8 protein-coding genes are annotated in these 7,547 nt (G+C 63.5%); 7 read left to right on the top strand and 1 reads right to left on the bottom strand.

Annotated features, from left to right (window positions below; translation table 11 throughout):
* The first annotated feature begins 344 nt into the window (after positions 1 to 344).
* The 7 genes from NW841_RS10905 (at position 345) to rpiA (ending at position 6,460) form a co-directional block, all read left to right on the top strand.
* Positions 345 to 1,151, top strand: a complete 807-nt coding sequence (locus tag NW841_RS10905) for an SH3 domain-containing protein (RefSeq protein ID WP_414366559.1) — start codon at positions 345 to 347, stop codon at positions 1,149 to 1,151.
* A 77-nt stretch (positions 1,152 to 1,228) separates the two neighbouring features.
* Positions 1,229 to 2,161, top strand: a complete 933-nt coding sequence (locus NW841_RS10900; RefSeq protein WP_414386382.1) for a hypothetical protein — start codon at positions 1,229 to 1,231, stop codon at positions 2,159 to 2,161.
* A 70-nt stretch (positions 2,162 to 2,231) separates the two neighbouring features.
* Complete coding sequence (locus NW841_RS10895; protein ID WP_414386380.1) at positions 2,232 to 2,765, top strand: hypothetical protein; 534 nt, start codon at positions 2,232 to 2,234, stop codon at positions 2,763 to 2,765.
* 2 nt (positions 2,766 to 2,767) lie between these two features.
* Complete coding sequence (gene cbiM, locus NW841_RS10890; protein ID WP_414386378.1) at positions 2,768 to 3,412, top strand: cobalt transporter CbiM; 645 nt, start codon at positions 2,768 to 2,770, stop codon at positions 3,410 to 3,412.
* Positions 3,399 to 4,232, top strand: coding sequence for a cobalt ECF transporter T component CbiQ (gene cbiQ, locus NW841_RS10885; protein WP_414386376.1), 834 nt, complete (start codon positions 3,399 to 3,401; stop codon positions 4,230 to 4,232). Before cbiM ends, cbiQ begins: the two co-directional genes overlap by 14 nt.
* Positions 4,233 to 4,374: 142 nt before the next feature.
* On the top strand, positions 4,375 to 5,754 hold the full coding sequence (gene rimO, locus NW841_RS10880) for a 30S ribosomal protein S12 methylthiotransferase RimO (RefSeq protein ID WP_414386374.1): 1,380 nt from the start codon (positions 4,375 to 4,377) through the stop codon (positions 5,752 to 5,754).
* A gap of 13 nt (positions 5,755 to 5,767) precedes the next feature.
* The gene (gene rpiA / locus NW841_RS10875; RefSeq protein WP_414378665.1) at positions 5,768 to 6,460 is read left to right on the top strand and encodes a ribose-5-phosphate isomerase RpiA; all 693 of its coding nucleotides are present in this window, start codon (positions 5,768 to 5,770) and stop codon (positions 6,458 to 6,460) included.
* On the opposite strand, the gene pdxA is transcribed toward rpiA, so the two are convergent.
* Positions 6,423 to 7,469: a 4-hydroxythreonine-4-phosphate dehydrogenase PdxA gene (gene pdxA / locus NW841_RS10870; RefSeq protein WP_414386372.1), complete on the bottom strand. Its 1,047-nt coding sequence runs from the start codon at positions 7,467 to 7,469 to the stop codon at positions 6,423 to 6,425. The genes rpiA and pdxA overlap by 38 nt on opposite strands.
* Between the last annotated feature and the right edge of the window lie 78 nt (positions 7,470 to 7,547).

The following is a 7,547-nucleotide window of genomic DNA, read 5'->3' as shown; positions in this document are numbered from 1 at the left end:
GCAGATAGTGCAGACTTCTTTACTCCTGATCAATCCATCCTGCTTCCGAAGTTGGTTTGCTAAGTGTTGCTACTGTATCCCTTGATTCCTTAACAGGCTGTACCTTGAGCTTGCAGGAGATAGTTAAAACTTGGGTCATGTTGCAACTATACGTTATCCGCATTCCTCCCGGCCCTGACCCTACGGGTACAGGGTGGGGCTCCTGCGGTTTCTAGCTGAAGATGTTATAAATGATCGAATGATTGAGATGCGAGCGCTTTGATGACTGTAAGCCCCCGCTTGTCAGCGAGGAGAGCGTCTCGTCTGTGGATTCTTGCTGCTGGCTTGGCGGGGAGGGGTAGTGGATGGTTAACCAGCGGATGCGAGGCCGTTCCTCTCCTGCCTCTGGGATCCTCCCCTTTGGCTCCTTGATGGTGCTGAGTGTTTCCGTTGGGGCCTTGGCGGCCTTGGGCTGGCAGTTGTGGCAGCTCCTTGCCCCAATGTTGGCTCCCCCTGCTCCACCCCAATTTCAGCGGGCGGTGCGCCCGGCTCCCTTGCCCAGCCCGACAAGTTTGCCTTCTCCCCCCTTTGTTCGCATCAGTGGGACAGAGTCCTTGCCGGCGGCGGGCACCATCGACCCTGAGACCTTTCCTCCCGGCAGCCGCGGGCGGGTGATTGAGCCGATTGGCCTGGCCATTCGCAGCCAGCCTTCTGCTGATGGAGCCTACCAAGGGGGAATTGTGGCGGGGGAAACGGTGACGGTGCTGGAGTACAGCGCCGATGGCCGCTGGCAACGGGTGCGGCGGGAGTTGAACGGTCAAGAGGGCTGGGTGCGGGCGGGCAATTTGGGCCCTGTGGAAGGGGCGACAGAGGTTGCTTCAGCCACAACTTCTGCAACTTCTACAGTCGAATCCACGCCTGACCCTACTCCTTTGCCGACTCGGCTTTCGGCAGCAACAAACATTGCCCCCGGCTCACAGGGGCGGGTGATCGAGCCAATTGGTTTGGCGCTGCGAGCCACTCCCGACCGGGAAGGGGCCTACATCGGTGGTGTGCCCATGAACGAGGTGGTGACGGTGTTGGAGTACAGCGCCGATGGCCGGTGGCAGCGCATCCGGCGGCAGAACGGGCAAGAGGGCTGGGTGCGGGCTGGAAACCTGGCGCAGGAGTAGCAAGATGCCCCAGCGGGGGATTGTGGTGCCCCGAAAGTTTGTGTTTGGCTAGGTCAGTAGCGCTGGCCGAACTCTAGGTGAAGCAACTCCTCTCTCCCTTGTGGGTCATTTCCTTCAGGGATCCCTTGGCCAAAGGGGTAGTTTTTGCTCTGGTGGCCCTAGGGCTGGCCTCTGGGATAACCGCTTGTCGCCCGGCGGCAAAACGGGAGGGGATCAGGGAGCCGCAGGCGATCTCTGCCTCGGCCAAAGGCACGCTGGAGCTATGGGCCAACGGCGAAGCATTCGTGCGGGAGGGGCTGGTCTCCAAGGACGGCTGGGCACTGCAGTTTGAGCATGTGTACGTGACGCTGGCAGATGTCACGGCCTACCAGACAGATCCCCCTTTTGATCCGCAAGGGGAGGAGGAGCTGCGGGCCAAGGCCCTGGTCAGCCTGACAGGCCCTCTCACGGTGGATTTGGTGCCAGCGGCGGGGGCAGAACGGGTTCTGCTGGGATCCCTGGAAGCTCCCCCTGGCCACTACAACGCCTTGGCTTGGCGCCTGGTGCCGGCAGCGGAGGGGCCGGCCAAGGGCTACTCCCTCTGGATCGAGGGCAAAGCCCGGCCAGCAAAAGGGGAGGGAGAGGGGATCCCCTTTGTGCTCAAGTTCAGCCCCGAGCTGGCCTTTGTCTGCGGCGAGTATGTGGGGGAAGCGCGCAAGGGCTTTGTCCAGGCGGGCCAGGTGGCGGATCTGGAAGCGACTTTCCACTTTGACCATCTGTTTGGGGATGGCAGCCTACCGCCGGAAGATGACCTCAATCGGGTGGCGCTGGGGTTTGCCCCCCTGGTGAAGCTGGATCCCCTCTCTCTGGAGCAGCGGCTAAAGGGGGGATCCGACCCTCTGGTCTGGGATGACCTGCAGGAAAGTGGGACGGCGTCCAAAACCCTCTTGGAGATCCTGCAGAACTTGGGCCACGTGGGGGAGGGCCACTGCCGCGCGTCCTCTGACCGCCTCGACAGGACGGGATCTTGACCTTAGGTCTTTGCCCTCAAGCTTGGGTGGCTTTTGCAGTCGAGAGATTGTCCTCTACTTTTGCCGACCGATGCACTTAGTCTGGCCAAAGCGCCTCCCTTTCTACAATTACTGGCAACTGAGCTGGCTGGCCTGCGGCCTGCTCTTGTCTACTCCGGCTTGGGGGCATGGGGTGGAGGCCTCTTGGCGGGCCGTTCCCACTTTCGAGATCCAAGCCCGCTACGATTCCGGCGAGCCGCTGCGTTCTGCCCGCGTCACGGTGTTTGCACCCACCGATCCCACCACCCCTTGGCAGGAAGGGCAAACGGATGAGCAGGGGCGATTTCTGCTGCAGCCGGATCCTGAGCTCAAGGGACTGTGGCAGGTGCGCATTCGCCAGGCCGGCCACGGCGTGGTGGTGAATGTGCCGGTGGGCGAAGCGGCTATGCAGGCAGAGGGGATCCCCAACGGCTCCTCCTTTGGCCCTCTGCAGCGGGGGGTTATGGCTGCCTGCATCCTCTGGGGGTGCTTGGGTACGGCCCTGTTTTTCTCCCGGCCCCGTCCCTCCCAAGGCCCAGAACTCCCCGACTCCCCAGGAGGTGCTGCCGCTTTGAGCCAGGACTAGCCATGCACATCAGCGAGGGCCTTCTGCCAGCACCGCTTTGGCTGGGGGGGTATGGCATCACTGCCCTGCTGACGGGTTGGAGCCTACACCTCCTCCAGCGCTTGGAAAAGGATCCCCGCCGCCAACTCCCCAAAGCGGCGCTGCTGACCGCCGCCTTTTTTGTTGCCTCCTCCCTTCACCTGCCTTTTCCTCCGGCCAGCCTACACCTGCTGCTCAATGGCTTGTTGGGCGTGCTGTTGGGGGCCTTGGCCTACCCAGCAATTGTGGTGGGCCTGTTTTTCCAGGCGGTGGCTTTTGGCCACGGGGGGCTGACCACGCTGGGGATCAACGCCGCCATTATGGGGATCCCGGCGCTCTTGGCAGGGGGGATCTTTCGGGCAGGCCGGCGGCCAATGGGAGCTGGGTTGGCGGCCTTCTGGGCGGGAGCGGCGGGGGTGGGGCTGGCGGCGCTGCTCTTCTATGGGGTGCTCATGGCTGCTCTCCTAGGCGAGGGGACGGTCTCCACCCAAGCAGAGCGCTTGGCCTTGGGCAGCTTGGTGATGGCCCACCTCCCTCTGGCAGCGGTGGAGGGGCTGTTTACCCGTTGGGTGGTGCGGTTTTTGCAGCGGGTGCAACCGGATCTGTTGGGAGAAGATGCCAAAAGATAGGGCCGAGGTCGTCATCTCCCCGGAGCTCAGGGGAAGGCAGTTCTCCCCACCCGCTCCCCTCCCTCCCTCCCCCGCTTGGCTGCGCCGCGGGCGGCCTTTGCCCAAGCTGGTGGGCCTAGGAGCCCTGATGGCAGCTTGCGCCCAGGTGCAGCGCTTAACCTTGCTGCCCCTAGTCTGGGTGCTGGTGGCTCTTCTCTGGGCGCTCTCCGGGTTGCCCCTGCGCCAAGGGCTAAGACGGCTGGCTGCTCCAGGCGCTTTGCTCATCGCCTTCGTTGCCCTTCTACCCCTAGTTGTGGGAGATACCATCCTCTGGCGCTGGGGATCCCTAGCTTTGCGCTGGGAGGGGCTGGAGAGGGCGCTCTGCCTTGGCGGGCGCAGCCTGGCCCTGTTGGCGCTGGCGACGCTGCTGGTGGAGACCACCCCTCTGCCAGCCCTGCTGGCAGCCCTGCGGGCTGTAGGGATCCCCGACCTCCTGCTGGAACTGGCCTGGTTGACGCAGCGCTATTTGCAGGAGATAGGCGCCCAGTGGCAGCAGATGCAACGAGCAGCCCGCTTGAGGGGCTGGCAACCGCGGGGATCCCTGTGGCGCCCGGGCCCGGCCTTGCGCCAAGACCTGCCCTTCCTGGCTGCTGCCGTAGGCACTCTCCTAGTGCGCAGCTACGAGCGCTCTGAGCGCGTCTATCAGGCGCTGCGCCTGCGGGGCTACGGAAAAGCGCCCTTGCTCCCAGAAGAGAGGGCAGGGGATCCCTGCAGTTGGGCGGCCAGCGGTCTGGCAGTGGCTGTAGCTCTTGGCTTGGTGTGGGTTCAACTTGGGGGGTAGGCCGATTGAGCTGGTGGGCAGACGATCCTCCTCCCCGCCTTCAGAAGCGAAGCCCAACTAGAACTAGAATAAGAAAGCTTTAATTTGTGCTGTCGCCATTTTCTCGGCCTCTCCTGTGGCTATGAACCGGTTGGAGACCGCTTTGCCTACACCCTCTCGCGGCCCTGTCGCTCCTCCAAAGGAAGCACCGGCCGTTGCCGTTGTGCACCTGGGCTGTGAGAAAAACCGGGTGGACACAGAACACATGATGGGTCTGCTGGCCCAGGCGGGCTACCGGGTGGAAGGGGATGAAGACAGCGCCGACTACGTTATCGTCAACACCTGCAGCTTCATCGAGGCGGCGCGGCGGGAGTCGGTCAGCACCCTGATGGAGCTGGCGGTACAGGGCAAGAAGATCATCATCGCCGGCTGCTTGGCGCAACACTTCCAAGAGGAGCTGCTGCGGGAGATCCCGGAGGCAGTGGCCATTGTGGGCACTAGCGACTACCACCAAATTGTCCAGGTGATTGAGCGGGTGGAGCGGGGAGAGCGGGTTAACGCCGTTACCTCCAGCTTGGACTACATTGCCGATGAGACCGTCCCCCGCTATCGCACCACCCACGCGCCGGTGGCCTACCTGCGGGTAGCTGAAGGGTGTGACTATCGCTGCTCTTTCTGCATCATCCCCCACCTGCGGGGCAAGCAACGCTCCCGCTCCATCGAGTCTATCCTGCGGGAGGCAGAACAGCTGGCTGCAGAAGGGGTGCAGGAGCTCATCCTCATCTCCCAGATCACCACCAACTACGGGATCGACCTGTACGGGGAGCCACGGCTGGCCGAGCTTATCCGCGCCCTAGGCCAGGTTCCCATTCCCTGGATCCGCATGCTCTACGCCTACCCCACGGGCATCACCCCAGCCGTGGTGGAGGCCATTGAAGAGACGCCCAATTTCTTGCCCTATCTGGATCTGCCGCTGCAGCACAGCCATCCCGAGATCCTCAAGGCCATGAACCGCCCCTGGCAGGGCCAGGTCAACGACCGGGTCATCGAGCGGCTGCGCCAGGCGCTGCCCAACGCTGTGCTGCGCACCAGCTTTATTGTGGGCTTTCCCGGCGAGACGGAGGAGCACTTCCAGCATCTGTTGGACTTTGTGCAGCGCCACCAATTTGACCATGTGGGGGTGTTTACTTTTTCTCCTGAGGAAGGTACCCCTGCCTACCACCTCCCCCACCCAGTGCCTGAGCGCGTCAAAAAAGAGCGCCGCGCCCGCCTAATGCAACTGCAGCAAGGGATCGCCTTCCGCCGCAACCGCGAGCAGGTGGGCCGGGTGGTGCCTGTGCTCCTGGAGCAGGAAAACCCCCGCACCGGCGAGTGGATTGGTCGCTCCCCCCGCTTTGCCCCTGAGGTGGATGGGGTGGTGTACGTGCGCGGGCCGGGATCCCTGGGATCCCTGGTGCCGGTGCAGATTACACGGGCCGAGCCCTACGATCTCTTTGGCCAGGTGGTGGAGGCACCGCCAGGCTTTAGCTGGAGTGGACGGTAAATTTGGTTGGACTATGGCCAGTGCAGATGAGCTAAAACAGGCGGCGGCCCAGGCGGCAGCTCAAAAGGTCCAGTCGGGCATGGTGGTGGGCCTGGGCACGGGATCCACAGCCGCTTTTGCCGTGAGCGCCCTGGCGGAGCGGATGCAAAAGGAGGGGCTGCAGTTTATCGGGGTGCCCACCTCGGAGCGCACAGCGGAACAAGCCCGCTCGCTAGGGATCCCGCTGGCCACGCTGGAAGAGCAGCCGCGCCTAGATTTGGCCATTGACGGCGCCGATGAAATTGAAGTGGGATCCCTCAACCTAATCAAAGGAGCGGGGGGAGCTCTGCTGCGGGAAAAATTGGTGGAGGCCAGCGCTGCCGAGCTCATCATTATTGCCGATGCCTCCAAGAAGGTGCCGCATCTGGGCACGCGCTTTCCGGTGCCGGTGGAGGTGGTGCGCTTTGGCTGGAAGACGACCCTAGCGCGGGTGGAGGCCCTGGGCTGTCAGGCGGTACTGCGGCGCAATGCCGACGGGGATCCCTACCTCACCGACGAGCAGCACTACATTCTCGACTGCCAGTTTGGCCCCATCGCCGATCCAGCCAAGCTGGCTGAGCAACTCAAGGGAACGGTGGGAGTGGTGGAGCACGGCCTGTTTATCGGCATGGCCACGGAGGCCATTATTGCTAGCCCTGAAGGGATCGAGACGCTGCGGCGGAGCTAAGGGCCAACTCGGCTGCCAGCAGGATGGCCTGCTTGAGGCTCTCGGCCCGGGCCACCCCTTGCCCGGCTATGGCAAAGGCGGTGCCGTGGTCGGGGGAGGTGCGGATGAAGGGCAGCCCCAGGGTCAGGTTGACGGCCCGATCAAACGCCAGCAGTTTTACAGGGATCAGGCCTTGGTCGTGGTAGAGGGCCAGGTAGGCGTCGGCCACGGCGGGGGATCCTTGGCCATACCAAGCCTGGGCGGGAGCCAGCCACATCGTATCGGGGGGGAGGGGCCCCCAGATTTTGGCGTGGGGATAACTACCTAGCAGCTCCGCCAGCCACTCCTGCTCCTCCGAGCCCAGTTGCCCCTGTTCGCCGGCATGGGGGTTGAGGCCAGCCACGGCAATGACGGGATCGGCAATTGCAAAGAGCTGGCGCAGGGATCCCGCCAGCAGGTCCAGCTTTGTGCGCACCAGTTCGGGGGTAAGGGTGAGGGGCACCTGGCGCAAGGGAATATGGGTGGTGGCCAGCAGAACTCGGAGCTGCCAGCCGCTGTGGGGGGAACGGGCCACAAACAGCATGCCGTAGCGCTCGCGCCCGCTGAGCTGGGCCAGGACTTCGGTCTGACCGGGAAAGGGGTAGCCCGCCTGGTGCCAGAGGTATTTGGCGATGGGGGCGGTCACGATCCCTTGGAACTGCCCCCGCAGCGCCTCTTCAATAGCTGCTTTCAGGTAGCCAAAGCTGGCTGCCCCGCTCTCGGCATCCCCCCGACCCACGCGCGAGGGCTCTAGGTGGAAGCCGCTGGGGCACTCCAGGACTGGGATCCCTGCTGGGTCGGCTAAGGGATCCGTTACCCCTTTTGCTTTCAAGAGGCGGTGGGCAGCCTGCAAAACCTGCCGCTCGCCTACTACGGTTATCTGGGCGCAGGCCTGCACTTGGGGATCCGCCAGGGCCTTGAGCACAATTTCCGGCCCAATCCCCGCCGGATCTCCCAACGTCAGAGCCAGCTTTGGCAGCACTGAGCTCATTGGATCCTCCCAAAGGGGGAACCGAAAGAAAGAAGGGCTTGGCTTAGCACCATAGCCCTTCTCGTTTCCAATTTCTAG

The organism is Synechococcus sp. H60.3, assembly GCF_047462295.1.
In the GTDB taxonomy this organism is placed as follows: Bacteria; Cyanobacteriota; Cyanobacteriia; order Thermostichales; family Thermostichaceae; genus Thermostichus.
The sequence above is the reverse complement of the archived record's forward strand: the minus strand, read 5'-3'. Positions and strand labels throughout refer to the sequence as shown.

Bases quoted from the DNA above. Each gene is read 5' to 3' on its own strand.
- NW841_RS10895 (WP_414386380.1), top strand. From the start codon at position 2,232: ATGCACTTAGTCTGGCCAAAGCGCCTCCCTTTCTACAATTACTGGCAA.
- NW841_RS10905 (WP_414366559.1), top strand. From the start codon at position 345: ATGGTTAACCAGCGGATGCGAGGCCGTTCCTCTCCTGCCTCTGGGATC.
- cbiQ (WP_414386376.1), top strand. From the start codon at position 3,399: ATGCCAAAAGATAGGGCCGAGGTCGTCATCTCCCCGGAGCTCAGGGGA.
- pdxA (WP_414386372.1), bottom strand. From the start codon at position 7,469: ATGAGCTCAGTGCTGCCAAAGCTGGCTCTGACGTTGGGAGATCCGGCG.
- rpiA (WP_414378665.1), top strand. From the start codon at position 5,768: ATGGCCAGTGCAGATGAGCTAAAACAGGCGGCGGCCCAGGCGGCAGCT.
- cbiM (WP_414386378.1), top strand. From the start codon at position 2,768: ATGCACATCAGCGAGGGCCTTCTGCCAGCACCGCTTTGGCTGGGGGGG.